We start from the raw sequence: 26,821 nt of genomic DNA, 5'->3' as shown, positions 1-26,821 counted from the left end.
ATAATTATGAAGAAATTATTTAGCATCTTATTTTTAATAATAATGGTGTCTTCTTGTGCACAAACTAAAGAAGTGAATTCTACTAAAAAGTTAGTGTCGAAAGTTTCTAATTCCACAAATGTATATTGGCAGCAACGTGTTAAGTATACTATGGATATTGATATGAATGTAAATAACTATCAATACAAAGGAAAACAGAAGTTAGTATATACTAATAATTCTCCTGATGAACTGAATAAAGTTTTTTATCATTTGTATTTTAATGCTTTTCAACCGGGTTCTCAAATGGATGTTAGATCTTTAAATATTAAAGATCCAAGCGCTAAAATTGGAAATAGAATCAGTCAGTTAAAACCTGATGAAATTGGATATATTAAAGTTAACTCTTTAAAACAAAACGGAAAAACGGTATCACATCAAACTGTTGGTACAATTTTAGAAGTTACATTAAATTCACCCATAAAATCAGGCGAAAGTGTAACTTTTGATATGATCTTTGATGCTCAAGTTCCGGTTCAAATTCGTCGTTCTGGTAGAAATAATAAAGAGGGAGTGGCATTGTCTATGGCGCAATGGTATCCTAAATTGGCAGAATATGATTTTGAAGGATGGCATACACCTCCTTACATTGCTAGAGAATTTCACGGAGTTTGGGGAGATTTTGATGTAACTCTTCATATAGATAAAAACTATGTAGTTGGAGGTTCTGGATATCTGTTAAATCCTCAAGAAATTGGACACGGTTATCAAGATAAAACCAAGTCTTTAAATTTACCTAAAAGCGATAAATTATCTTGGCATTTTATAGCGCCAAATGTGCACGATTTTACTTGGGCTGCTGATCCAGATTACAATCACGATATTTTAAAAATGGATAATGGTATTGATTTGCATTTCTTGTACAAGAAAAATATGAATGCAGAGTATCTAAAAAATTGGAAAGATTTGCAGCCAAAAACAGCAGAATTAATGACCTATTTTAGTGAAAATGTTGGACAATATCCATACAAACAATATTCAGTAATTCAAGCTGGAGATGGGGGTATGGAATATGCCATGTCTACTTTAATTACCGGTCATAGAAAATTCGGAAGTTTATTTGGTGTAACTGCTCACGAAATGGCACATACCTGGTTTCAATTTTTGTTAGCATCAAACGAAAGTTTACATCCTTGGATGGATGAAGGTTTTACAACTTATATTTCAAACAAAGCATCTAATGAAATCTTAAAAAGAGGAAGCCAAAATCCTCATGCTGGTTCTTATAGAGGTTATAATTATGTTGTAAAAAATAGAATAGAAGAAGTACAAACTACACATGCAGATAGATATGAATTAAATACTGCATACAGCATTTCTAGTTATAGTAAAGGAAATATTTTTTTAGCTCAATTAGAATATGTAATTGGTGAGGATAATGTAGCAAAAGGATTAAAAAAATACTACACAGATTTTAGTTTTAAACATCCTACACCAAATGATATTAAGCGTTCTATGGAGAAAGTTTCTGGTATTCATTTAGATTGGTATTTAAATGAGTGGACGCAAACTACGCATACCATAGATTATGGTGTAAAATCTGTTGAAGGAAAAACAATTACTTTAGAAAGAATAGGACAAATGCCAATGCCTATAGATGTTGAGGTTACCTATGTAGATGGAAGTAATGAGAATTTTAATATTGCTTTAGAAATGATGAGAGGAAACAAACCTACAACAGCAACCATACTAAAAGATTGGGGTTGGGCTTACCCTACTTATTCTTTTAATGTTTCTAAAAATGTAAAATCGGTAATCATTAATAAAAGTGGATTAATGGCTGATGTTTATCCAGAAAACAATACTTTTGAGTTAAAGTAAACATAAAAAAAGCGAGATAACTGTCTCGCTTTTTTTATATTCTTTGTCAGGTATTCGCTTTTACTTTTTAACTAATTTTATGGTTTTAATTTTATTATTTTCATATATTAAATAGATGAAATATATTCCTGAAGAATAGCTTGATAAATCTATTTCAATTTCGTTATTAACTTGAAATTCAGACTCTAATTTTAAACCAAATATATTATATATTTTTAATTGTTTTTTCTCTGAACGATTTGATACTATTTTAAATTTATTCTTTGAAAGAGTTAAAACTTTAAGTTCTTCAAATTCATGATTTTTATTTCTCAAAATAACAGAAGAACAATTGTTATTAGCATTCCAAGAATTTTTGAAGTTTAAATAATTAGCTTGATCTTCAACATATGATTTGTCTAATTGTCCAAAAATTACACCGTAAACAACACCGTTTTCAACATTTAAATGGGGAGTAAATAGAAAAAAATCTGGTCTTCTATAATCTCCAATAACTTCCCAGTTGCTTTTCTTTTCAGTTATTTTAGGTAATATTATTATTAAATGGTCATTAATATTTCCTAATTCTGATGCTGCCATTGAGAAAATTCCATTACAATCAAAATCAACACCATCCCAGATTCTTATAGATGTTCTCTTTTCTTGACCTCTTAAAACATCTATGATTTCAAAATTGATACCATCATTATCAATATGAGAAATTTTCCCATAAACAATTAAATCATTTAGATAAGATGAGCTTTGACTTGTAGCACAAAAAGAATCTGGTATCCACTGACATGCTATTAGTTTTATAGGTATTATAAAACTAAAAATGATGAATAAATATATATTTTTCATAATTTAATTTTTTCATTTTTTTCAAAAAACTAATTTGTATGTAACTGATTTTAGAATAATTACAATTTCGTTATAATCAATTATAATAGGCTAAGCTAAGTTTTTTTTTGAATTAAAAGAATAATAAGAAAACACCTATTTTAAAGTAAGTTAATGTATTAATTCATCAATTTTTTCATTAGGAATAAAACCTTTAAGCATTAAAAAGACGCCACAAACAATTAAGATAATTCCCATAATTCTTTTTAAACGATAAATTACAATTGGGGTTAGTTTGTTTTTAAGTTGTTTTGCTAAAAGAATTTTTCCTAAATCTGTTATTATGTAACCTATAATTACAGTAACAAAATACCAAAAAATATGAGTTGGATTCATGTCTAAAGTTGGTCCAACTACTACGATAATTCCCAACCAACCTGCTAAAACGCCTACATTTATGAAGTTGAGAAAAAATCCTTTTAAAAAAAGTTTAATGTAATTGTTTTGGACTGGTACTTCAACCATTTGGGCAGATTTTAAGGCTTCCTTTCGGTTCTGTTTATCAAAATAGGTAATGAGTCCATAAATGATAAGAACTAAACCTCCAATAAAGAATAATCGTGGGTCATCTTTAATTTTTTCTAACAAAGATTTACTGCCATAATAAGCGATTAAAATAAAAGAAATATCGCCTAAGATTACACCTAAATCAAAAGCAATTGCAGCTCTTGCACCTTTTAAGATGCTGGTTTGAATTAGCATAAAAAAAACAGGTCCAATCATAAATGCCATGAAGAAACCTATAAAAAAAGCATTTTTAAAGTCGTAAAAATCCATTGTTTAAAAATACTGTTTTTAATTGAAGCATAAAAAGAAAGGATGGAAAAACCATCCTTTTATCTCTTAAATTTATACTTCTAAATGTTTAAACATCGTCAAAATCAATTACAATTTTTGAAGTTGTTGGATACGCTTGACATGCTAGAGTTAATCCTTCTTCAATTTCGCTATCAGTTAAAATGGAATTCTTAGTCATTACTGCTTTTCCTTCAGTAACTTTACACATACAAGAACTACATACTCCACCTTGACAAGAGTATGGTGCATCTAAATCGTTACGTAAAGCTGCAGCTAAAATATTATCTGTTTGAGACATTGTAAAAGTAGTTTCTTCATCATCTAGTAAAACAGTAACTTCTGTTTCGCCTTCTTTAATTTGCCCTACATTGTCTTCAGTAATAGAAGCAGTAAATAATTCAAAATGAATATTTTCATCAGTAAAACCACGTTCAATTAACGTAGCAGAAACTTCGTTAATCATTGCTTCTGGTCCACATAAATATGCAGCATCAAAAGACGTGTCTTTATAATTATTGATATAAAAGTTCGTATGCGCTTTGTCGATTCTACCAAATAAAGAATCTTCTATTTGTTCTCTACTACAAATGTAATGCAGGTTAAAACGATTTGGATTGGCTTCTTTTAAATCATCTAATTCCCCTTTAAAAATAGTATCAGCTACTGTTTTATTTCCATAAATTAAGGTAAAAGTTGATGTTGTTTCACTACCTAAAACATCTTTTATCATCGATAAAATAGGTGTAATACCTGAACCAGCAGCAAAAGCAATGTAGTTTTTATTAGGTTTAGGTTCTAAAATAAATTTACCTTCAGGTTCAGAAATTTCGATAAAATTCCCTGACTTTAATTCTTTTGTAGCGTAAGTAGAAAAAGTTCCGTTTTCAACAGCTTTTATAGCTACTTTTAAATAAGAATCGCTAGGAGAAGAACAAATGGAATAGGCTCTTCTAACTTCTTTACCGTTAATTGTTTTTTTAAGTGTAAGATATTGCCCAGAATGAAATGCAAATTTAGATTTTAAATTTCCGGGTATATCAAATAAAAGAGAAACCGCGTCTGCGGTTTCTTTTATAACTTCTTGTATGCTTACTTTATGAAATGTTGCCATTAAAAATATCTGTTTTATACCAAATTATTTTCCACTAAATATTCGGCAATTTGAACTGTATTTGTAGCAGCACCTTTACGTAAGTTGTCTGCAACAATCCACAAATTTAAGGTATTTTCTTGAGATTCATCGCGTCTAATTCGTCCTACAAAAACTTCATCTTTGTCATGAGCATTCACTGGCATTGGATAAATATTGTTTGCCAAATCATCTTGAACGACAACTCCAGGAGTTTCACTTAAAATTTGACGAACTTCTGCCACATCAAAATCATTTTCAAACTGAACATTTACAGCTTCAGAATGTCCACCAGCAGTTGGAATACGCACTGCAGTTGCAGTTACAGCAAAAGAATCATCTCTTAAAATTTTCTTAGGTTCTTTAACCAATTTCATTTCCTCTTTGGTGTATCCATTTTCTAAGAAAATATCACAATGTGGTAATGCATTTCTACCAATTTTATGAGGATAAGCCATTTCGCCTTCAATACCAGCTTCTTCGTTATCTAATTGTTGAACCGCTTTTACACCAGTACCAGAAACAGATTGATAGGTAGAAATTACCACACGTTTCATATTGTATTTTTTGTGTAATGGAGCTAAAGCCATTACTAACTGAATTGTAGAACAGTTTGGATTTGCAATAATTTTATCATCTGCAGTTAATACGTCGCCATTAATTTCTGGAACTACTAATTTTTTAGTTGGATCCATTCTCCAAGCAGAAGAATTATCGATAACAGTTGTACCTACTTCTGCAAATTTTGGAGCCCATTCTAAAGAAGTATCACCTCCAGCAGAGAATAAGGCTACATCAGGTTTCATATTTACAGCATCTTCTAATGTAACTACGGTGTAGTCATTTCCTTTATAAGATAATTTTTTACCAGCAGATCTTGCTGAAGCCACAGGAATTAATTCTGTGATAGGTAAATTACGTTCTTCTAATACTTTTAACATTACTGTGCCAACCATTCCAGTTGCACCAACTACTGCTATTTTCATCAGTTTATATTTAATGATTTTAATTGTTGTGCAAAGATGCTAACAAAAAAGATTATGACCATCATTTTGAAAAAAATTTACCAATATAATTCGTAATGTTTAAAATTTAACAAGTTGATATAATTTTTCTTTTAAAAAGAAAAACCTTTCAAATTATATTGAAAGGTTTCTTGTTATTAATCGATGATTATTTGAGAAAAATTAAGCTACCATACTTAATTTATGTTTTTTTAAATTTTGAGACTTTGTGATTGACATCTTCATTAAGATGGATACAATTAAAGCGACCACAAATAATCCTGCAAAAATCATAAGGGTTGTATCTAAAGAACCTGTTTGTTCTTTAACCATATCGTAAATAGTTGGACCAATAACTCCAGCTAATCCCCAAGCCGCTAAAACCATTCCGTGAATTGCACCTAATTGTTTTGTGCCAAATAAATCGCCTAAGAATGCGGGTAAAGTTGCAAAACCACCTCCATACATGGTGATTACCGTAAATAATACAATTAAGAATACACTTTCAATTCCGATTTTTGGCAAGAAATAAAAGGCTAAAATTTGAAATGCAAAAAATATGATAAAGGTATTTGCACGTCCTAAATAATCTGATAATGTAGACCAAGTTATTCTTCCTAATCCATTAAACACTCCTATAAAACCAACTATTGCTGCTGCCTGCATTGGAGTGTAATCTAATTTTTCTTGCATCATTGGGCTTGCTGCAGAAATGATTGCAATACCACAGGCAATGTTTATAAACATCATAATCCAGATGTAGTAAAAACGAGGTGATTTCAAAGATTCATTTGCGGTAACATTAGAGATATCTTCTTTAATGGTTTTACCTTCTTCTGCAGTAAATCCTTCAGGAACATAACCTACAGGTGGTCTCTCTATATACCTTGCCGATGATAAAATCAGTATCATATAAATAATTCCTAAAATGTAAAAAGCGTTAGAAACACCAACAGTTTCAAATAATTTTGCCATAACTGGACCAAAAATTAAAGCTGCAAAACCAAAACCCATAATTGCCATTCCTGTGGCTAAACCACGTCTGTCTGGAAACCATTTTACCAATGTACTTACAGGTGTTATGTATCCCAAACCTAAACCAATTCCACCAATAACACCATAACACAAGTAGAATAACCATAAAGATTCTATTTGGACAGCCAACCCTGATCCTAATATTCCTACTCCGTAGAAAATTCCGGCAGTAGTTCCACTAATTTTTGGTCCCACTTTTTCTACCCATCTTCCTAAAAAAGCTGCTGATAATCCTAGTAATAAAATAGCAATTTTAAATGCCCATTTTATCACACTTCCTTCGACTTCAAATACGTCTTTTACGGGGTTTGTCATTACAGAATAAGCATATACAGATCCAATAGAAATGTGAATTCCCACAGCTGATGCAGCAATAAGCCATCTGTTTTTTAATTTTTTTGAATTCATAATAAAATTCTTTAGTTAATTTTTACTTTTTTAAAGTAGTTACTCAAGATACTTGATGCTTCCTTTAGTTCTTCTTGGGTGTTTTCTCTAGCACCTTTTAATTGATATTCCCATCCTAAAGCTTCCCATTTATGGATGCCTAATTTATGATAAGGTTGTAATTCTATTTGTTCTATGGTTTTATAATCTTTGAAATAATTTCCTAATTGATGCAATAGTTCGGGTGTATTAGTAATTCCTGGAATTAATACATAACGTAACCACATTTTTTTGCCAGATGCTTCTCTGTGTTTCGCAAAATTAAAAGTCGTTTCCTTGTTTTGGACCCCAGTAATTTTTCGAAAACCTTCTTCAGTCATATGTTTTATATCTAGCATCACCAAATCCGCATAATTGTCTAACAATTCTATTGCTGGATGATTTAATAAACGTCCATTGGTATCTAAATTGGTATGAATACCTTCTTCTTTTAATCGTTTAAAAAAAGGGACTAAGTTGTGAGCTTGTAACAAAGGTTCTCCTCCAGATACAGTTACACCGCCTTTATCACCAAAATAGGACTTCATATTTACTGCTTTTTTTACCAAATCTTCGATATGAATTTCTTCGCCTCCATGAGTATCTATAGTGTCTGGATTATGACAATATTGACACTTTAATTTACATCCTTGTAAAAAAACCACCATTCTAATCCCTGGACCATCATGAGTTCCAAAAGATTCTATCGAATGCACATTTAATATGTTCTCTTTTATTTTGATAACGCTAAGTTTTAATTGGAAAAGAAAGGGGTTCAAAAAATACTTGATGTGCTTTTCTTCCTGAAAAGCGAACTCGATAATGAGTTAGTTCTATTTTTTGAACCCCTAAGAAAATACATAAAAGGACTACATAGATCCGTGGAAAGAACGTGAAATTACTTCCATTTGTTGTTCTTTTGTTAATCGAATAAAATTAACAGCATATCCAGAAACTCTTATAGTTAATTGGGGGTGGTTTTCTGGATGCTCCATGGCATCTAATAAAGTTTCTTTGTCTAATACATTAACATTTAAGTGTTGTGCACCATGTTCGAAATAACCATTTAAAGACGCTACTAAGTTGTCTATTCTATCTTCTTTAGTAGCTCCTAAAGACTTAGGAACAATAGAGAATGTATTAGAGATTCCGTCTTGAGAATCTTTGTAATCAATTTTTGCTACAGAGTTTAAGGAAGCAATTGCACCATTTGTGTCTCGCCCATGCATTGGGTTTGCACCAGGAGCAAAAGGAACACCTAAAGCTCTACCATCTGGAGTTGCTCCAGTTTTCTTACCATAAACTACATTAGAAGTGATGGTTAATACGGACATTGTTGGGTCTGCATCTTTGTATACTTTTAACTTTTTTAATTCATTATTAAAGTCTTCTACAGCATTGTGAGCGAAAATATCCACTCTATCATCGTCATTTCCATATTTAGGGAAATCACCATCAATTTTAAAATCTACAGTTAAACCTTCTTCATTTCTAATTGGAGTAACTTTGGCATATTTTATAGCTGCTAAAGAATCTGCTACAATTGATAAACCTGCAATACCGTATGCGATATTAATTTCTGGATTAGTATCAATTAAAGCCATTTGTGCTTTTTCGTAGTAATATTTGTCGTGCATATAATGAATGATATTCATTGCGTCATTGTACACTTTAGCTACTTTAGTCATCGCGATTTTAAAGTTTTTCATCACGTTGTCAAAATCCAATACTTCGCAAGTACAAGGTTCAATACCATCTACCATTTGAGTTCCTGTGATTTCACATTTACCACCATTAATAGCTAATAATAGTGTTTTAGCTAAGTTAGTTCTTGCTCCAAAAAATTGAATTTGTTTCCCTATTTCTTGATACGAAACACAACAAGCAATTCCATAATCATCAGAACCTCTTAACTCACGCATTAAATCATCGTTTTCAAATTGAATTGAAGAAGTATCAATAGAAACTTTAGCACAGAAATTTTTAAAATTTTGAGGTAAAGTTGGAGACCATAATACTGTAATATTTGGCTCTGGTGATGGACCTAAGTTGTATAAAGTATTTAAGAAACGATACGCAGTTTTAGTAACTTTTGTTCTTCCATCATTTAACATTCCACCAATAGCCTCTGTTACCCAAGTTGGGTCTCCAGCAAAAATTTCATCATAGGCAGCCATACGTAAGTGACGTACCATTCTTAACTTCATAACGAATTGATCAATGTATTCTTGCGCCTCATCTTCTGTGATTACACCATTCTCAATATCTTTTTCAATAAAGATATCTAAGAAGGTAGATACATTACCCAAAGACATTGCAGCTCCATCTTGTTCTTTTACAGCCGCTAAATACGCCATGTAAGTCCATTGAACAGCTTCTTGTGCATTAGTCGCAGGACGATTTAATTCTAAACCATAATGATTACCCATTGTAATCATATCTTTTAAAGCTCTAATTTGCTCAGAAACCTCTTCTCTTAGTCGAATTACTGCGTCTGACATCGGACCTTCTATGTTGTTTAGGTCTTCTTTTTTTACTTCAATTAATTTATCAATACCATATAAAGCAACACGTCTATAATCACCTATAATTCTTCCACGTGCATAGTTATCTGGTAATCCAGTTAAAAATCCTAAAGAACGGAATTTTCTAATTTCAGCATTGTAGGCATCAAATACACCGTCATTATGTGTTTTTACATATTTTGTAAATAACTCATTAATTTCTTCACTAGGTTTTAAACCATGTTCCTGTAGTGCTTTTTGAACTACTTTGTAACCTCCAAAAGGCTTCATGGCTCTTTTTAGTAAACCATCGGTTTGTAAACCAACAATTACTTCATTTTCTTTATCAATATAACCTGCACCAAAACTAGCAACTCCAGAAATAGTTTCTGTATCAACTGAATGTACACCATTGTTTTGTCTTTCTTGTTTCATACCCTCTTTACAAACTTCCCAAAGTTTTTGGGTTTTTTGAGTTGGGCCAACTAAAAAAGTATCGTCTCCATAAAAAGGAGTTATGTTCTTAAAAACAAAATCTCTGACATTAATACTCGTGTTCCAGATACCTTGTTTAAATTCTTGTTCTTGTGGTTTTTCTAAGATTGCCTCTAATTCCATGATTTTATGTATTTAATATTTTATGTATTCTAAATTCTATAACAAATTTACCTTTGAAACCGTTTTTAAAATATGATAAAAGTTAGGTTTTTAAATTATTTAAGAAATCGTTGTAGTAAGTTTAAGTCTGATTTTGAGAAAGTTAAAACTTGGTAATTACTGTTTTAAATAAATAACTACATTTGCAAAAAAAAATAAGTTTAACCTAATTCGTATAGCATGCAACTGTACAATAAGTTAAGCGCTAAAGAACGCGCTGCATTAATTGATGAAGCTGGTAAAGATCGCATCACTATTTCTTTTTATCAATACCATCAAATAAAAAACCCACAGATTTTTAGAGACAAATTATTTTTAGAATGGAACCTTTTAGACGTTTTAGGAAGGACTTATGTTTCTTATGAAGGCATAAATGCCCAAATTTCGGTTCCCTCAGAAAATTTTTTGGACTTAAAAGAGCAATTAGATAGTATTTCTTTTTTAAAAGGAATTCGGTTGAATGTTGCTATTGAGCATGATAATAAATCATTCTTAAAACTAAAAGTAAAGGTTCGTAACAAAATTGTTGCAGATGGTTTAAATGATGAAACTTTTGATGTTACCAACAAAGGTGTGCATTTAAATGCTAAAGAATTTAATAAAATGTTAGCGAATCCGGATACGGTTTGTGTGGATATGCGTAATCATTACGAAAGTGAAATAGGCCATTTTGATGGTGCAGTAACTCCTGATGTAGATACTTTTAGAGATTCATTAGATATTATAGAAGAAGATTTAAAAGACCACAAAGAAGACAAAAATTTGTTAATGTATTGCACTGGTGGTATTCGTTGTGAGAAAGCATCTGCTTATTATAAACATAGAGGGTTTAAAAATGTTTTTCAATTAGAAGGCGGTATTATTGAATATACACGTCAGGTAAAAGAAGAAGGTTTAGAGAATAAGTTTTTGGGAAAGAATTTTGTGTTTGATCATAGAAGGGCAGAAAAAATTTCTGAAGATGTTATTGCTAATTGCCATCAATGTGGAAAACCATGCGATACGCACACCAATTGTGCTAACGAAGCCTGTCATTTGTTGTTTATTCAGTGTGATGAATGCTCAGAAAAAATGGAAAATACATGTTCTACAGATTGTCAAGAAATTATTCATTTGTCTTATGAAGAGCAAAAAGAATTGCGAAAAGGTAAAGGGAATAGCAATAAGATTTTTAAAAAAGGACGTTCAGAAAAATTGAAATTCAAAAACTAAGAAGATGCAAAAGATTGAATTAATGGCACCTGCAGGCAACTTCGAAAGTTTACAAGCTGCTTTAGACAATGGTTGTGATTCTATTTATTTTGGAGTTGAACAACTTAACATGCGTGCAAGAGCATCTATCAATTTTACCTTAGACGATTTAGAAGAGATTTCTAAAAGGTGTATTGCCAAAAATGTTCGTACCTATTTAACGCTAAATACTATTGTATACGATCATGATTTATCCATCGTAAAAACCTTGATTAAAAAAGCAAAGGAAGCAAATATTACCGCTGTAATTGCTATGGATCAAGCAGTAATTGCTATGGCTAGAGAACAACAAATGGAGGTGCATATTTCTACACAAATTAATATCACAAATATAGAAACTGTAAAGTTTTACGCACTATTTGCAGATACTATAGTATTGAGTAGAGAGTTGAGTTTACGTCAAGTAAAAAAAATAACCCAGCAAATAGAAAAAGAGCAAATAAAAGGACCTTCTGGAAGATTGGTTGAGATAGAGATTTTTGGTCATGGAGCTTTGTGTATGGCCGTTTCTGGGAAATGTTACATGAGTTTGCATTCAGCAAATTCATCTGCAAATAGAGGTGCTTGTAAACAAAATTGCAGAAAAAAATATACAGTTATCGATCAAGAAACTGGCTTTGAAATGGAGTTGGATAATGAATATATTATGTCTCCAAAAGACTTATGCACAATCGATTTTTTAGACAAAGTAGCTGATGCAGGTATTAAAGTTTTAAAAATTGAAGGTAGAGGTAGAGCTCCAGAATATGTAGCTAAAGTAATCAAATGTTATAGAGATGCTATTGATAGTCTTGCAAACGAAACCTACAATAAAGAAAAAGTAATTTCATGGATGCAAGAATTAGAAAAAGTCTACAATCGTGGTTTTTGGAATGGGTATTATCTAGGACAAAAACTAGGAGAATGGAGTAAAGAATCTGGGTCTCATGCCACACAAAAGAAAGTATATTTAGGTAAAGGAGAACATTATTTTGACAAAGCAAAAATTGGGCAGTTCAAGATAGATGCTTATGATGTTAATGTTGGTGATACGATTTTAATTACGGGACCAACAACGGGTGCCAAAGAAATGGAATTGAAAGAAATGTTTGTAAACGATAAACCTTCTGAGAAAGCCACAAAAGGAGATGAGGTTACTATGAAACTCGATTTCAAAATCAGACGTTCAGACAAGTTGTATAAAATTGTAAAAACAGAATTTTCTCAGAATTAATGGTTGTTATTACACTTCAAAGAAATAAATGTATTGGCTGCAATTACTGTGTAGAGTTAGCGCCAGAACAATTTCAAATGTCAAAAAAAGACGGCAAAACGGTCTTATTACATGCTATAGAAAAAAAAGGCTTTTTCACTATAAAATCTTTTGATGAATCTATTTTTGACACCTCAGTGGAAGCCAAAAAAGCATGCCCTGTTAAAATTATTGAAGTAAAAAGAATATAAAACCCTGTTTCTTAACACAAATAACAAAGTTTAACACTAATTCTAATTCTATTCATACAAATTCTAAAGTCAAGATTTAATGGCTAGTCTTTAAAACTATATTTGTTGTGTTGTTAAATAAAAAGAGTTGAGATAACTTTTAATAATCTATTTTTTCATTCTTTAAGAATACGTATATTTACGAATTAGACTTTGTTAAGTTGTTAATTTCTATCAACTTGATAATCAATTTATGAATCAAAAGTTTTTTAACTTTTAGAAGGTGTTTTTTAGTCTTATCACTAAAAACTAATAGCTAAAATCTAAAAACGATATAATATATTTACTTACATGGCATGTGGAAGTTGCGGTACAACAGAAAACGGAGTACCAAGAGGGTGTAAAAGTAATGGTAATTGCGGAACAGGAACTTGCGGAAGCGGTAGCAATAAATTAGCCGTTTTCGATTGGTTGTCTAATATGACGTTACCAAGTGGACAAGAAAGATTTAACATTTTTGAAGTCCGATTTAAAAACGGTAGAAAGCATTTTTATAAAAATCCAGATAATTTGCCAATCACAATGGGAGACATTGTGGCTGTAGAAGGAAATCCTGGTCATGATATTGGAACAGTTTCTTTAGCTGGAGAATTGGTGAAAGTACAAATGAAGAAACGTGAGGTTTCTTCAGATAGTGAAGATGTAAAGAAAATCTATAGGAAAGCAACCCAAAAAGATATTGATATTTGGCAAAAGGCCAGAGCAAGAGAAGAAGAAACACAACGTAGAGGAAGAGAAATTTTAGGACGCTTAGGTCTACAAATGAAATTGTCTGATGTAGAGTTTCAAGGAGATGGTAACAAAGCTACTTTTTATTACACAGCAGACGCAAGAGTAGACTTTAGACAGTTAATTAGAGATTTAGCAAGTGCATTTTCTATTCGGGTAGAAATGAAACAAGTAGGTGCAAGACAGGAAGCCGCTAGATTAGGTGGTGTGGGTTCTTGTGGTAGAGAATTGTGTTGTTCTACTTGGCTGACAGATTTTAGAAAAGTTACTACTTCTGCTGCTCGTTATCAACAATTATCATTGAATCCATTAAAGTTAGCAGGACAATGTGGAAAGCTTAAATGTTGTTTAAATTTTGAGTTAGATACCTATTTAGATGCTTTAAAACCATTTCCAAAACAAGACGTGGTTTTAAAAACAGAAAAAGGAGAAGCTGTTTTTGTAAAAATGGATATTTTTAAAAATCATCTTTGGTACACATATAAAGAAGAGCGTTTTAAATGGTTTAGACTTACTTTAGAACAAGTTTTAGAAATTATAGAACTGAATAAAAATAATGAGAAATCTGCTACGTTAGAAGAATACGAATCTGATGTTGTAATTCCAGAAAAAGTTGATTTTGAGGATGCAGTTGGTCAAGATAGTTTAACTCGTTTTGATGCGCCAAAGAAAAGCAAACGAAATAGAAATAACAGAAATAAAAGAAAGAAAAAACCTGTTGTTGGCGCAAATAATAATCAGCAGAAACCAAATCAAAAAAGAAAACCTCAAGGGAATAAGCAGAGTAATCAACAGAAAATCAAACAAAAAGGGAATCAAAGTACCCAAAAAGGAGAGGTTAAAAAGAATAACAAACCAAGAAGGAATAACAGAAATCGCAACAATAATAACAACCAAAATGGCAACAATTCTGAAAAGAAATAGACTTTCTTTTTTTTTAGGATTTCTTTTTTTGATATTTTCTTGTGATGATAAAACTGATTTTAATCAATATAAATCAATAGGCACAGAAGGTTGGAAAACAAATGAAAAAGTTTACTTTGAGTTTAATGTAATAGATACCCTTTCGCAGAAAAATCTTTTTATCAATATTAGAAATAATAACAGCTATGAGTTTAGCAATTTGTATTTAATTACAGAATTGAATTTTCCAAATGGAACTGTAATAATAGATACTTTGCAATATGAAATGGCAAATGAAACTGGAGAGTTTTTAGGCTCAGGTTATACAGAAATAAAAGATAATAAATTATTCTACAAAGAAGAAAAGACGTTTCCTGTTACTGGACAATACATGTTTACTGTGCGTCATGCTATGCGAAAAAATGGAGAAGTTAATCCGATTGGACATTTAAAAGGAATCCAAGATGTTGGTTTTAGCATCGAAAAATTAGATTAGATTCTCGATTTCACGGAAATGATAAAAAATATGAAATTTCGACTATGTCGAAAAACTAAATTAAAATGACAAAAAAGAAAACAACAAATTTTAAAAAATATATAAAATGGTTTTGGATGTTTGTCCTTGGAGGATTCTCATTTATAATACTATTATTTTTATTTGCTTCATGGGGTTTTTTAGGAGCATTACCCACTTTTGAAGAATTAGAAAACCCGGAAAATAATTTAGCAACTGAAGTTATTTCTGCCGATGGAAAAACGTTAGGAAAATACGCAACAGAAAATAGAACTCCTATAAAATATAAAGATTTACCACAAAATATAGTTAATGCATTAGTAGCAACTGAAGACGAACGTTTTTACGAACATTCTGGTATCGATTTTTATAGTACAGCAAGAGCCGTTTTAAAACCAGGTAGTGGAGGAGCAAGTACAATTACTCAGCAATTAGCAAAAATGTTATTTACTGGTAGAGCTTCTAGAAATATCTTTTTAAGATTGGGTCAAAAGGTAAAAGAATGGGTGGTAGCTACTAAATTAGAAAGACAATATACCAAAAATGAAATTCTAACAATGTACTTAAATAAGTACGACTTTTTAAATCGGGCAGTTGGTATTCGTTCTGCAGCACGTATTTATTTTGGTAAAGAACCTAAAGATTTAGATATAGAAGAATCTGCAATGTTGGTTGGTATGTTAAAAAACTCGTCGCTTTACAATCCTTTACGAAGAGAAGAAAGAGTAAAACAACGTAGAAATGTAGTTTTAAAACAAATGAATAGAAGTGAGTTTATTACACTTCAAGAAAAAGATTCTTTACAAAAATTAGAGTTGGGTTTAGATATTCATAGAGAAGGTCATAGTGATGGTTATGCAACTTATTTTAGAACGCATTTACAAAAAGTTTTAAGAAAATGGGTAAAAGAAAACCCAAAACCAAATGGAGAACAATACAATATTTTTAGAGACGGATTAAAGATTTATGTAACTATAGATTCTAGGATGCAAAAATATGCAGAAGAAGCCATTCAAGAACATATGTCTAATCTTCAAAAATATTTTTTTAAAGAACAAAAAAGAAATAAAACAGCACCTTTTTATGATTTAGATAAAAGTGAAATTAATACAATAATAATTAGAGCAAAGAAAAACTCAGATAGGTATAAGCGATTAAAATTAGCTGGTAAATCAGAAAAGGAAATTGATAAAATTTTCAATAAAAAAACAAAAATGAGTGTGTTCTCTTGGAAAGGAAATATTGACACTATCATGTCTCCTAATGATTCAATAAGATACTATAAATATTTCTTACGCTCAGGATTATTATCAATAGAACCTCAATCAGGTCATATAAAAGCTTGGGTAGGTGGTATTGATAACAAACACTTTAAATATGATGCGGTTGCTCAACAAAAAAGACAAGTAGGTTCAACTTTTAAACCCTTTGTTTATGCAACAGCTATCAATCAATTAAAAATGTCTCCCTGTGATGAATATCCAAATACACCCTATACAATTCCTAAAGGAAAATATGGAATCCCAAAAGAATGGACTCCTAAGAATTCTGATGACAAGTATGGAGGAATGTTAACCTTAAAAGATGGTTTAGCTGGTTCTATAAATACGATGTCTGCAAGATTAATAGATATGGTATCACCAGAGAATGTTGTTCGTTTGGCAAAATCTTCTGGAATAGAAAGTGAGATTCAGGCGAATCCTTCTATAGCATTAGGTTCTGTAGATTTATCATTGATAGAAATGGTAAGTGCTTACTCTACTTTTGCCAATAAAGGACTACGAGTAGAGCCAATGATTTTAACAAGAATAGAAGATAAAAACGGAACAGTTTTACAAGAATTTACTCCAAAAACCAAAGAGGTTTTAAGTGAGGAATCTGCTTACGTGATTTTAGATTTATTAAAAGGAGTAACACAATCTGGATCTGGTGTTCGTTTGCGTTTACCTTGGAAAAAACCAGATTATGTTACAGGTCATCCTTATAAATTTGATAATCCAATAGCTGGAAAAACTGGAACAACTCAGAATCAATCTGATGGTTGGTTTATGGGAATTGTACCCAATTTAGCAACTGGAGTTTGGACAGGTGGAGAAGATAGAGCAACACATTTTGCAGGTATTACCAAAGGTCAAGGAGCAACAATGTCATTACCTTCTTGGGCTTTATTTATGCAAAAATGTTATGCTGATAAAACCTTGAGTGTTAGTAAAGAAGATTTCGAAAAACCAGAAAATCTTACAATTAATATTAATTGTGGTGATAATAAGGATGAGAAAGAAGATGTCAAAAAAGAGCAAATTTTAGAAGAAGATACAGATTTTTAAGGTTTTATTAGGAGCATTATTTTAAACTTATTTTTAGAATCTTATTATTTTTATTCACCATAAAACAATAAATATGATAAACAAAAAAGTAGACAATGTACAAGAAGCTTTACAAGGTGTAAAAAGTGGAATGACATTAATGTTAGGCGGTTTTGGTTTATGTGGTATTCCAGAAAATGCAATATCAGAATTGGTGAGATTAGATATAAGAGAGGTAACTTGTATTTCTAATAATGCTGGTGTAGATGATTTTGGATTAGGACTTTTATTGCAAAATAAACAAATTAAAAAAATGATATCTTCATATGTAGGTGAAAATGATGAATTTGAACGCCAAATGTTATCAGGAGAATTAGAGGTCGAGTTAACTCCTCAAGGAACTTTAGCAGAAAAATGTAGGGCAGCTCAAGCAGGTTTTCCTGCATTTTACACACCAGCAGGTTATGGAACTGAAGTTGCAGAAGGAAAAGAAACAAGAGAGTTTGATGGAAAAATGTATGTTTTAGAACCGGCTTTTAAAGCAGATTTTGCTTTTGTAAAAGCTTGGAAAGGAGATGCTGCTGGGAATTTAGTTTTTAAAGGAACTTCAAGAAACTTTAATCCAAACATGTGTGGAGCTGCAACAATTACTGTCGCAGAAGTAGAAGAGCTTGTTCTAGTTGGAGAATTAAACCCAAATAATATTCATATTCCTGGAATATTTGTACAAAGAATATTTCAAGGAAAGCACTACGAGAAAAGAATTGAACAACGAACAGTAAGACAAAAACAATAGTTATGGCTTTAGATAAAAACGGAATCGCAAAGCGAATAGCTCAAGAAGTTCAAGATGGATTTTATGTAAATTTAGGAATCGGTATTCCAACATTAGTGGCTAATTATGTGAGAGATGATATAGAAGTTGAGTTTCAGTCTGAAAATGGTGTTTTAGGTATGGGTCCTTTTCCTTTTGAAGGTGAAGAAGATGCAGATATTATAAATGCTGGTAAGCAAACGATAACTACAATGCCAGGAGCTAGTTTTTTTGATTCTGCAACAAGTTTTTCGATGATTAGAGGTAAACACGTTCACTTAACCATTTTAGGAGCCATGGAAGTTGCTGAGAATGGAGATATTGCCAATTGGAAAATTCCCGGGAAAATGGTAAAAGGTATGGGTGGTGCTATGGATTTAGTGGCATCTGCAGAAAACATTATTGTAGCGATGATGCACACCAATAAAAGAGGCGAATCTAAATTGCTAAAAAAATGCTCTTTGCCTTTAACTGGTGTTGGTTGCGTAACAAAAATCGTAACCAATTTAGCTGTGATTGAAGTTAAAAATAGTGCTTTTCATTTATTAGAAAGAGCTCCAGGAGTTACTGTAGAAGAAATTCAAAATGCAACAGAAGGCACTTTAATTGTAAATGGAGAAATACCAGAAATGGACGTTTAATTTTTTTAAATGTTTTTAACAGTTAGAGTCTAGGCTAGAACTAAAAAAATATTTAAGAAAGAGGTTTCTTCTTTAAGATAAAATAAATATGAAAATAATATCATACAACGTAAACGGAATTAGAGCAGCACTAAAAAAAGGTTTTTTAGACTGGTTACAAGCTGCTAATCCAGATGTAATTTGTATACAAGAAACCAAAGCTCATAAAGAACAACTTGATTTGACACTATTTGAAGAAGCTGGATACCCTTTTCATTATTGGTTTTCAGCTCAAAAAAAAGGTTATTCTTCAGTAGCTATTTTTTGCAAAGAAAAACCAAATCATATCGAATACGGTACAGGAATTGAAACTATGGATTTTGAAGGTAGAAATTTACGTGTAGATTATGATAATGTTTCTATAATGAGTCTCTATTTACCATCTGGAACAAACTTAGATAGGTTGAACTTCAAGCTAAATTATATGGATGAATTTCAAGTATATATCAATAATTTAAGAAAAGAAATTCCAAATTTAGTAATCTGTGGAGATTACAATATTTGTCACGAAGAAATGGATATTCATAATCCAAAAATGAAAGGAGTTTCAGGGTTTTTACCAGAAGAACGTCAATGGATTGGAGAGTTTATTCAAAGCGGATTTGTAGATAGTTTCAGATATCTAAATCCTGATAAACGAGAATATTCTTGGTGGAGTTACAGAGCCAATGCAAGAGCAAACAATAAGGGTTGGCGTTTAGATTATGCGATGGTTACAAAACCTTTAAAAGATAAGATTACCAGAGCCTATATTTTACCAGAAGCAAAACACTCAGATCATTGTCCAATTGCTTTAGAACTGGATTTTTAAGATTATGAAAAAGTTTTTCCCCTTCTTATTTTTTACAATTTCATTTTTTTCGCAAGAGAAAGACAGTATCCAAATTCTTAAAAAAGATTCCCTATTCATTACTAATGATTCTATAAAAATAATTGCGCCCGATTTATTTTCTGATGAAGATTTAAGAACAATAGATAGTTTGCTAATTGAAGATAAATTTGATTCAGATTTAATAGATACTTTGGAGTATATTATTAACGATAAGGATATTATTGGAAATACAAAAACAGCAGTTACAACAGGTTTATTAAAAAAACGTCTCTCTAATTTAAACCAAAGTACACCTTTTAATTTAGGGTATAATCCCTCTTTAGAAAAGGTAATTAATAGTTATTTATTGTATCGAAAAAAATATTATCCAGCATTAATCGCGAAAGCAAAATATTATTTTCCGATGTTTGAGCAATATCTAGATCAATATGATATTCCTTTAGAAATGAAATATTTAGCTATAGTAGAATCTGCTTTAAAGCCTAGAGCTAGGTCAAGAGTTGGAGCATCTGGGTTATGGCAATTTATGTATGGTACAGGGAAACAGTTCGATTTAAAAGTGAGCTCTTATGTTGATGAACGATATAATCCTGTAAAATCAACTATTGCTGCCTGTAAATATTTAAGTCAGTTGTACAAAATTTTTGGAGATTGGGATTTGGCTTTGGCAGCATACAATTCTGGACCAGGAAATGTAACAAAAGCGATAAAACGATCTGGCGGATATAAAAATTATTGGAATATTAGACCTTTTTTACCAAGAGAAACGGCAGGTTATGTTCCAGCTTTTTATGCAACAATGTATATTTTCGAATATGCTAATGAACATAGAATTTATTCAGAATTACCGAAGCTTTTTAGTTTTCAAACAGATACAATTCGAATAAAAAGAACCCTTAGTTTTGATCAAATTACAGAAACTATAGGAGTTGATGAAGAAGTATTAACTTTTTTAAACCCGGAATATAAATTAAATATTATTCCTTTTGTAGAAGGAAGAAATTATGCGTTAAGGTTACCAATCACAAAAGTGATTTCTTTTTTAAATAAAGAAAAAGAATTGTATGCATTAGCAGAAGCAGACGATGCTAAAAGAGAAAAACCTTTGGCTAAATACTTTGAAATGGATAAACGTATTCGTTACAGCGTTAAAAGTGGAGATTTTTTAGGTAAGGTAGCCAACAGATATGGTGTGCGTGTAAGCGATTTAAAACGATGGAATCGTTTAAAAACAAGTCGTTTAAGCATAGGGCAGCGATTGTATATTTATCCAAAAAAAGTTCCTTTTTCTACAAGTAAACCAATAGTTAAAAGAGATAAAGGTCTATCCAGTAATTCAGGAAAAAAAGGAAAGCACGAAATTTATATTGTTCAAAAAGGAGACTCACTTTGGAGTATTTCTCAAAAATTTAAAAATGTTTCTGTGGACAAACTAAAAAAATGGAACAATATTTGGAGTGCTAAAGATTTAAAACCTGGAACTAAACTTAAAATATTTAAAAGTTAATCTTATGAAAAAAATATATTCTTTAATAGCAGTTACTTTTCTTTTGTTTTCTTGTGGAGGTAATGATAAGTTTGTGTTAAGAGGCTCTGTAGGGAAAGTGAATAAAGTAATGGTTGTTACAGACATTAATTCATGGGACGGAGATATTGGGAAAGAAATTCGAAACTCTTTTGGCGAGTTAGTTGTTGGTTTACCTCAACCAGAACCTACACTGTCAGTTTCTCAAATTGCTCCTAACGGATTTGGAAAAATGATGAAAGTTTCTAGAAATATTATGATTATTGGCGTTAGTGATGAAGATAAGTTTTTTATAAAAAATAATGTTTATGCTCAACCTCAAACGGTAGTTTATGTTTATGGTAAGGATAAAGAAAGTGTTATAAAGGTATTTCAAAAACACCAAAAAGAAATTATAGATACTTTTTTAGATGCAGATATTAAGATGCTACAAACACAGTTTAAAAAAACAAAATTAGATGATACTCAATATAAAACCCTTCAAAAATTAGGGATTTCATTAACTATACATAAAAAGTTTAATACAGTAGACGATACTGGAGATTTTCTATGGTTACGTCAACATTTAAAAAGTGGTATTGCTAAAACAGGTAGTAATAATATCTTGGTGTATTCAGTTCCATTAGAAAATGAAACTACTGTATCAGATAGTATCGTTGCTGTAAGAAATAGAATTGGTAAGAAATATATTCCAGGTTCAGACCCAGAAACAATGCATATGATTACAGAAGAAGCCTATACACCATCTACTTTTGATGCAATTATTGACGGAAAAAAAGCATTTGAAACACGTGGAAAGTGGGAAGTTAAAAACGATTTTATGGCAGGGCCTTTTTTAAATTATACTGTAATTGATAAAAAGAACAATAGACTAGTAGTTTTTGAAGGATTTACTTATGCACCTTCTGTAAATAAAAGAGCATTTTTGTTTGAACTAGAAGCAATTGCGAAGTCGATGAAGATTCAGTAAAAGTGTTTTTTAAAAGAAAATATCAACGAAACAAAACGCCTGCAAAAATTATGGGTTCTAGATTTTTGCCCATTTTTTTGTTAATATTTATTTTATTTACATATGGTTTCTCTAGTTCTTATGATTCATCTTGGAATTTTGATTGGAATGGAATTCGACCACAAATTAAAGATGCTGTTTTAGCTTTAAAAAATTATGGTCAGATATCTTTTGGAAGTAGAGGTAATGGGAAAATTGAAACTGTACAGTTTAATAGACAAATATGGATTTCAAAAAATGCTTTTAACTATGAATTGACTAATCTTTTAGATTATCCAGATGGTACAGTAAAAGGGTTAAGTTATCAAGCACTTTTAAGAAAGAACAAGAAATTAAAATTTCAACTTCTAAAAAGAGCTTTAAACGATAGTATAGCTTTTGTTCATTTTCAAATGGGTTGTGTAGGAAGTAGTCTTATGTTAAATGAATACCTTTCTTTTTTTACTTTTGATGAATTTCATAAAAATGATTATTCTCATTTAAGAGAAAATTTGACTGAAAGAGAGTTTATTGAGCTCAAAACTTTATTCATTAATAGAAAAAGGAAAGAAGAGTATTTTCAGAATTTGTACAAACAGACAATAAGGTAGTAAGTAAATTTTACTAGATATTAACCATCAATTTCAGATTTCTTATATTTGGTATTCAACCAAAAACTTTTTTATCATGGAAATGAATATTTTATTTATTGCAATTGCAGCTTTAGTCCCTTTAGTAATGGGGTTTGTCTGGTATGGACCACTATTTGGAAATGCTTGGATGAAAGAAATGGGATTCTCGAAAGAATCTATGGAAGGTCAAAATATGACAAAAATATTTATATTATGTCTTATCTTTAGCTTCTTATTGGCTTTTATCTTACAAACTTTAGTAATACACCAATGGGGTGTTTATTCTTCTTTAATGGGAGAACCTGGTTTTGCAGAAGGAGCAACAGGAGAGGCTACAACTTACTTTAATAATTATATGGAAACTTATGGAGACCGTTTTAGAACCTTTAAGCATGGTGCGCTACATGGTTCTATTTTAGGATTGTTTTTAGTATTGCCAATCTTAGCTATTATTGCAATGTTCGAAAAGAAAAGTGCAAAATACATTGCTATAAATGCAGGATATTGGATTGTAACACTAGCAATAATGGGAGGAATTGTCTGCCAATGGGTATAATGCAAGGTATATGAATTAAAAAAAACCACGCAATTAACGTGGTTTTTTTCTAAACTTAAATTTTGATTAGTTTAATATCCAACTTTAGCACGAACTCTATGCAAAACATCATTGGCAACTAGAGTTGCCTTTTTTGCTCCAAGTTGTAAAGCTTCATCAATCTCATGTTTGTTTTCCATAAAATGATGATAACGTCCTCTAACAGTAGTAAATTTATCTATAATTAATTCGTATAAAGCTTGTTTAGCATGCCCATAACCGTAATTTCCACCTTCATAATTTGCTCTCATTTCTGCAATTTGAGCATCAGAAGCTAGTAGTTTATACAAAGCAAAAACATTATCAGTATCAGGATCTTTTGGCTCTTCCAAACCTTTACTGTCGGTCTTAATACTCATTATTTGTTTTCTTAACTTTTTATCAGCTAAGAAAATATTAATAATATTATTTCTAGATTTACTCATCTTTTCTCCATCAGTTCCAGGAACTAATTTAGTGTGTTCTTGTATTTTTGCTTCTGGAGCTACCAAAGTTTCTCCAACAACATTATTTAATCTATTCGCAACATCACGTGTCATTTCTAAATGTTGTAATTGATCTTTTCCCACAGGAACAATTTCTGCATCATACAACAAAATATCAGCAGCCATTAACATAGGATAGGTAAATAAACCAGAGTTTACATCTGCTAAACGATCTGCTTTATCTTTAAAACTGTGTGCTAATGTTAAACGTTGGTATGGGAAAAAGCAGCTCAAATACCAAGATAATTCTGTTACTTGAGGAATATCACTCTGCCTGTAAAAAACAGTTTTATTAATGTCTAAACCACATGCTAACCAAGTTGCAGCTGTACTATAAGTATTTTCTCTTAGCTGATTTCCATCTTTAATTTGTGTTAAAGAATGCATATCTGCAATAAATAAAAAAGCTTCATTTTCTGGGTTATTAGCCATTTCTATGGCAGGTAAAATAGCACCCAATAAATTTCCCAAATGTGGTGTTCCAGTACTTTGTACACCCGTTAAAACTCTAGACATAATTTTATTTTCTCTTTTTTTATATATGTAAGATAGAAAAACCATCTACGATGACAAAAGTAAGGTTTTGATTGATAAAATCCATCAAACAAAAGAATATTACTACATTTGGTTTTAAATGATTTTTATTTATATCAAGTTAACATATAATTAAAATTATGAAATAGCGTTTTAAGATTCTGTGAAGTATATAAAAATTCCTTTTTTATTGATTTGGCGATTGTGGTTTTACATATTAATGTTTACCACAATTATTTTAATGTCTCCTTTATTAATCATTTTTACTGCAAAAGAAGATTACTATCACTTACTCTGGAAACTAGTCAGAATTTGGTCTAAAGTATTAATTTATGGTATGGGTTTTCGACTAGATATTCAGCTTGATCAGGAAATAGAATCTAATAAAAGTTACATGTTTTGTCCTAATCATGCATCACTGATGGACCCATTTATACTAATTGTCTTGAGTAAAAATCCAATAGTTTTTGTAGGGAAAAAAGAGTTAGCACAAATTCCAATTTTTGGTTTTTTTTATAAAAAAACGGTAATAATGGTAGATAGAAGTAGTATAAGAAGTAGAAAAAGAGTATTCGAAATGGCTAAAAAAAGATTACAGAATGGTGTTAGTATGGCAATTTTTCCTGAAGGATTAGTGCCAACCGAAGATGTTATTTTAGCACCTTTTAAAAAAGGTGCTTTTAGTTTGGCTATTGAGTTTCAAATTCCAATTGTTCCTCAAGTCTATTTTGATTGCAAACGTTTATTTTCATGGGACTTTTTAAAAGGTAAACCTGGAGTTTTTAGAGTGCGTCAACATCAATTTATTGCAACCAAAGGGTTAGAAGCTAAAGATATGAAACCACTACAACAAAAAACATTTGAAGTTATTTATGAAGATTTAGTAAATGATAATAAATACATGAAAGACACAAATAGAAAAAAATGAGTAAAAAATTTAATTACAGCTATTCAGAAACTGAAGAACGACTCAATATTTGGTCTCATGGATTTGGTTTTATCATTAGTATAATTGCTTTTCCTTTTCTAATTCTAAAAGCAATCACTTATACAGGTTTCTGGAAACCAACTAGCATAATTATTTATGGTTTAAGTATGATTATTTTATATGCAGCCTCAACTTTTTACCATGCAGCGATAGACCCTAAGAAAAGAAGACGTCTCAATATTTTTGACCATGCAGCAATCTATATATTAATTGCAGGAAGTTATTCTCCTTTTTGTTTGGTAGCTTTAAATTCTAGCCTAGGCTGGTATATGTTTTTAGCCGTTTGGATTTTTGCACTAATAGGCATTGTTTTAAAATTATTTTTTACAGGAAAATATAACAAAGTCTCTACAGCTATGTACTTATTAATGGGTTGGCAAGTTGTTTTTTTTATTAAACCCTTAATGAATGTTCTAAGTGAAAAAGCATTAATTCTACTATTTGTTGGGGGTATTTTTTACACCATTGGTGCAATTCTATATTCTATTAAAAAGCTACCATATAATCACGCTACTTTTCATGTTTTCGTTTTATTAGGAAGTGCAAGTCATTTTTTTGCTATTTATACTTTGTAGTACATTAATTAGCAAATATTTAACGGGGACTCTAAAAAAATAAAAAGTATTCAAAATTTTAGTAATTCATAAAAAAAAATTACTTTTGTAATACTTAATAAAATTGACATATGTTAATTAGTTAAGTATTATAAATCTTATTTAGGGGGTAGGTTTATTAAATTTCCTCGAACTTTTGTTCGAGGTTTTTTTATGACCAATTTTTAAACGGATGCTTGCTAATGCTTGAGTTATAGTATTTTACATTACCTGTAACTTCTTTTCCTAACCAGTTTGGTTTGTCAAATTTTTCATCTTCAGCATCTAATTCAATTTCTGCAATAATTAGACCTTGGTTATCACCAAAAAATTCATCAATTTCAAAAATATGTTTACCTCTTTTGACTAAATACCTTGTTTTATCAATAATTGAGGGCTCGCACAAAAGAAGTAATTTTTCAGCATCTTTGACATCGATTTTTTTTTCCCACTCAAATCTTGATGTTCCAGATGCGTTAGACTTACCTTTAACAGTTATATATGCGCTATTATTCGTAATTCTTACCCTTACATTTCTGTTCTTATTTGTGTTTAAATACCCTTGTTTTATCTGTTTTTTTTGAAAACTTTGCTTTTTGAAATTATCACTTTTAACTAAAAATTTTCGTTCTATTTCAATACTCATAAATTCTTATTGATTTTTGTACTAATGTAAGC

Annotated in this window: 25 protein-coding genes; 16 read left to right on the top strand and 9 right to left on the bottom strand. The window is 30.8% G+C overall.

What is annotated here, in order from left to right:
• The first annotated feature begins 6 nt into the window (after positions 1-6).
• Positions 7-1,860 (top strand): M1 family metallopeptidase, encoded by a 1,854-nt coding sequence (locus tag DIS07_RS04250; RefSeq protein ID WP_109403996.1) that lies wholly within the window; start codon positions 7-9, stop codon positions 1,858-1,860.
• Between the two features lie 60 nt (positions 1,861-1,920).
• On the opposite strand, the gene DIS07_RS04245 is transcribed toward DIS07_RS04250, so the two are convergent.
• The 7 genes from DIS07_RS04245 to pflB form a co-directional block, all read right to left on the bottom strand.
• Entirely contained in the window at positions 1,921-2,700 is a 780-nt protein-coding gene (locus tag DIS07_RS04245; protein WP_109403995.1) for a T9SS type A sorting domain-containing protein, read from the bottom strand.
• A gap of 150 nt (positions 2,701-2,850) precedes the next feature.
• A complete protein-coding gene (locus DIS07_RS04240) occupies positions 2,851-3,516 on the bottom strand; it encodes a LysE family translocator (protein WP_109403994.1) in 666 nt (221 codons plus the stop codon).
• 88 nt (positions 3,517-3,604) lie between these two features.
• Positions 3,605-4,648, bottom strand: coding sequence for a ferredoxin--NADP reductase (locus DIS07_RS04235; RefSeq protein WP_109403993.1), 1,044 nt, complete (start codon positions 4,646-4,648; stop codon positions 3,605-3,607).
• 14 nt (positions 4,649-4,662) lie between these two features.
• On the bottom strand, positions 4,663-5,652 hold the full coding sequence (locus tag DIS07_RS04230) for an aspartate-semialdehyde dehydrogenase (protein ID WP_109403992.1): 990 nt from the start codon (positions 5,650-5,652) through the stop codon (positions 4,663-4,665).
• Between the two features lie 201 nt (positions 5,653-5,853).
• The gene (locus tag DIS07_RS04225) at positions 5,854-7,113 is read right to left on the bottom strand and encodes an L-lactate MFS transporter (protein ID WP_109403991.1); all 1,260 of its coding nucleotides are present in this window, start codon (positions 7,111-7,113) and stop codon (positions 5,854-5,856) included.
• An 11-nt stretch (positions 7,114-7,124) separates the two neighbouring features.
• The gene (pflA, locus tag DIS07_RS04220) at positions 7,125-7,847 is read right to left on the bottom strand and encodes a pyruvate formate-lyase-activating protein (RefSeq protein WP_235869090.1); all 723 of its coding nucleotides are present in this window, start codon (positions 7,845-7,847) and stop codon (positions 7,125-7,127) included.
• 153 nt (positions 7,848-8,000) lie between these two features.
• Positions 8,001-10,253, bottom strand: coding sequence for a formate C-acetyltransferase (pflB, locus tag DIS07_RS04215; protein ID WP_109403990.1), 2,253 nt, complete (start codon positions 10,251-10,253; stop codon positions 8,001-8,003).
• 219 nt (positions 10,254-10,472) lie between these two features.
• Here pflB and trhO point away from each other — a divergent pair, with 219 nt between their 5' ends.
• The 13 genes from trhO to DIS07_RS04150 all read left to right on the top strand — a co-directional run bounded on the left by trhO (position 10,473) and on the right by DIS07_RS04150 (position 23,504).
• Positions 10,473-11,504 (top strand): oxygen-dependent tRNA uridine(34) hydroxylase TrhO, encoded by a 1,032-nt coding sequence (gene trhO, locus DIS07_RS04210; protein ID WP_109403989.1) that lies wholly within the window; start codon positions 10,473-10,475, stop codon positions 11,502-11,504.
• A 4-nt stretch (positions 11,505-11,508) separates the two neighbouring features.
• Positions 11,509-12,756, top strand: coding sequence for a peptidase U32 family protein (locus DIS07_RS04205; RefSeq protein WP_109403988.1), 1,248 nt, complete (start codon positions 11,509-11,511; stop codon positions 12,754-12,756).
• A complete protein-coding gene (locus DIS07_RS04200; protein WP_109403987.1) occupies positions 12,756-12,986 on the top strand; it encodes a ferredoxin in 231 nt (76 codons plus the stop codon). Before DIS07_RS04205 ends, DIS07_RS04200 begins: the two co-directional genes overlap by 1 nt.
• Before the next feature lie 330 nt (positions 12,987-13,316).
• A complete protein-coding gene (locus tag DIS07_RS04195) occupies positions 13,317-14,678 on the top strand; it encodes a PSP1 domain-containing protein (RefSeq protein WP_109403986.1) in 1,362 nt (453 codons plus the stop codon).
• Positions 14,653-15,153: a gliding motility lipoprotein GldH gene (locus DIS07_RS04190; RefSeq protein ID WP_109403985.1), complete on the top strand. Its 501-nt coding sequence runs from the start codon at positions 14,653-14,655 to the stop codon at positions 15,151-15,153. Before DIS07_RS04195 ends, DIS07_RS04190 begins: the two co-directional genes overlap by 26 nt.
• Positions 15,154-15,218: 65 nt before the next feature.
• The gene (locus tag DIS07_RS04185; protein WP_109403984.1) at positions 15,219-17,498 is read left to right on the top strand and encodes a penicillin-binding protein 1A; all 2,280 of its coding nucleotides are present in this window, start codon (positions 15,219-15,221) and stop codon (positions 17,496-17,498) included.
• Between the two features lie 73 nt (positions 17,499-17,571).
• Positions 17,572-18,273, top strand: a complete 702-nt coding sequence (locus DIS07_RS04180; protein ID WP_109403983.1) for a CoA transferase subunit A — start codon at positions 17,572-17,574, stop codon at positions 18,271-18,273.
• A 2-nt stretch (positions 18,274-18,275) separates the two neighbouring features.
• Entirely contained in the window at positions 18,276-18,932 is a 657-nt protein-coding gene (locus DIS07_RS04175) for a 3-oxoacid CoA-transferase subunit B (protein WP_109403982.1), read from the top strand.
• An 88-nt stretch (positions 18,933-19,020) separates the two neighbouring features.
• The gene (locus DIS07_RS04170; protein ID WP_109403981.1) at positions 19,021-19,782 is read left to right on the top strand and encodes an exodeoxyribonuclease III; all 762 of its coding nucleotides are present in this window, start codon (positions 19,021-19,023) and stop codon (positions 19,780-19,782) included.
• 4 nt (positions 19,783-19,786) lie between these two features.
• On the top strand, positions 19,787-21,310 hold the full coding sequence (locus DIS07_RS04165; protein ID WP_109403980.1) for a lytic transglycosylase domain-containing protein: 1,524 nt from the start codon (positions 19,787-19,789) through the stop codon (positions 21,308-21,310).
• A 4-nt stretch (positions 21,311-21,314) separates the two neighbouring features.
• Complete coding sequence (locus DIS07_RS04160; protein ID WP_109403979.1) at positions 21,315-22,298, top strand: DUF4837 family protein; 984 nt, start codon at positions 21,315-21,317, stop codon at positions 22,296-22,298.
• Between the two features lie 50 nt (positions 22,299-22,348).
• The gene (locus DIS07_RS04155; protein ID WP_146190707.1) at positions 22,349-22,927 is read left to right on the top strand and encodes a hypothetical protein; all 579 of its coding nucleotides are present in this window, start codon (positions 22,349-22,351) and stop codon (positions 22,925-22,927) included.
• Between the two features lie 76 nt (positions 22,928-23,003).
• Complete coding sequence (locus tag DIS07_RS04150; RefSeq protein WP_109403977.1) at positions 23,004-23,504, top strand: DUF1761 domain-containing protein; 501 nt, start codon at positions 23,004-23,006, stop codon at positions 23,502-23,504.
• A gap of 71 nt (positions 23,505-23,575) precedes the next feature.
• On the opposite strand, the gene trpS is transcribed toward DIS07_RS04150, so the two are convergent.
• Positions 23,576-24,544, bottom strand: a complete 969-nt coding sequence (gene trpS / locus DIS07_RS04145; protein ID WP_109404543.1) for a tryptophan--tRNA ligase — start codon at positions 24,542-24,544, stop codon at positions 23,576-23,578.
• Between the two features lie 259 nt (positions 24,545-24,803).
• Between trpS and DIS07_RS04140 the strand changes: the two genes are divergently transcribed.
• Together DIS07_RS04140 and trhA are read left to right on the top strand one after the other, a co-directional pair.
• Entirely contained in the window at positions 24,804-25,490 is a 687-nt protein-coding gene (locus tag DIS07_RS04140) for a lysophospholipid acyltransferase family protein (RefSeq protein WP_181374529.1), read from the top strand.
• Positions 25,487-26,125 carry a PAQR family membrane homeostasis protein TrhA gene (trhA, locus tag DIS07_RS04135; protein WP_109403975.1) on the top strand — a complete coding sequence of 213 codons (639 nt, stop codon included), beginning with the start codon at positions 25,487-25,489 and terminating at the stop codon, positions 26,123-26,125. Before DIS07_RS04140 ends, trhA begins: the two co-directional genes overlap by 4 nt.
• 190 nt (positions 26,126-26,315) lie before the next feature.
• On the opposite strand, the gene DIS07_RS04130 is transcribed toward trhA, so the two are convergent.
• Positions 26,316-26,789 carry a CYTH domain-containing protein gene (locus DIS07_RS04130; RefSeq protein ID WP_109403974.1) on the bottom strand — a complete coding sequence of 158 codons (474 nt, stop codon included), beginning with the start codon at positions 26,787-26,789 and terminating at the stop codon, positions 26,316-26,318.
• Positions 26,790-26,821: the final 32 nt, after the last annotated feature.

It is taken from the genome of Polaribacter aquimarinus, assembly GCF_003129485.1.
Lineage (GTDB): Bacteria > Bacteroidota > Bacteroidia > Flavobacteriales > Flavobacteriaceae > Polaribacter > Polaribacter aquimarinus.
This window is presented reverse-complemented; position numbering and strand designations above follow the sequence as displayed.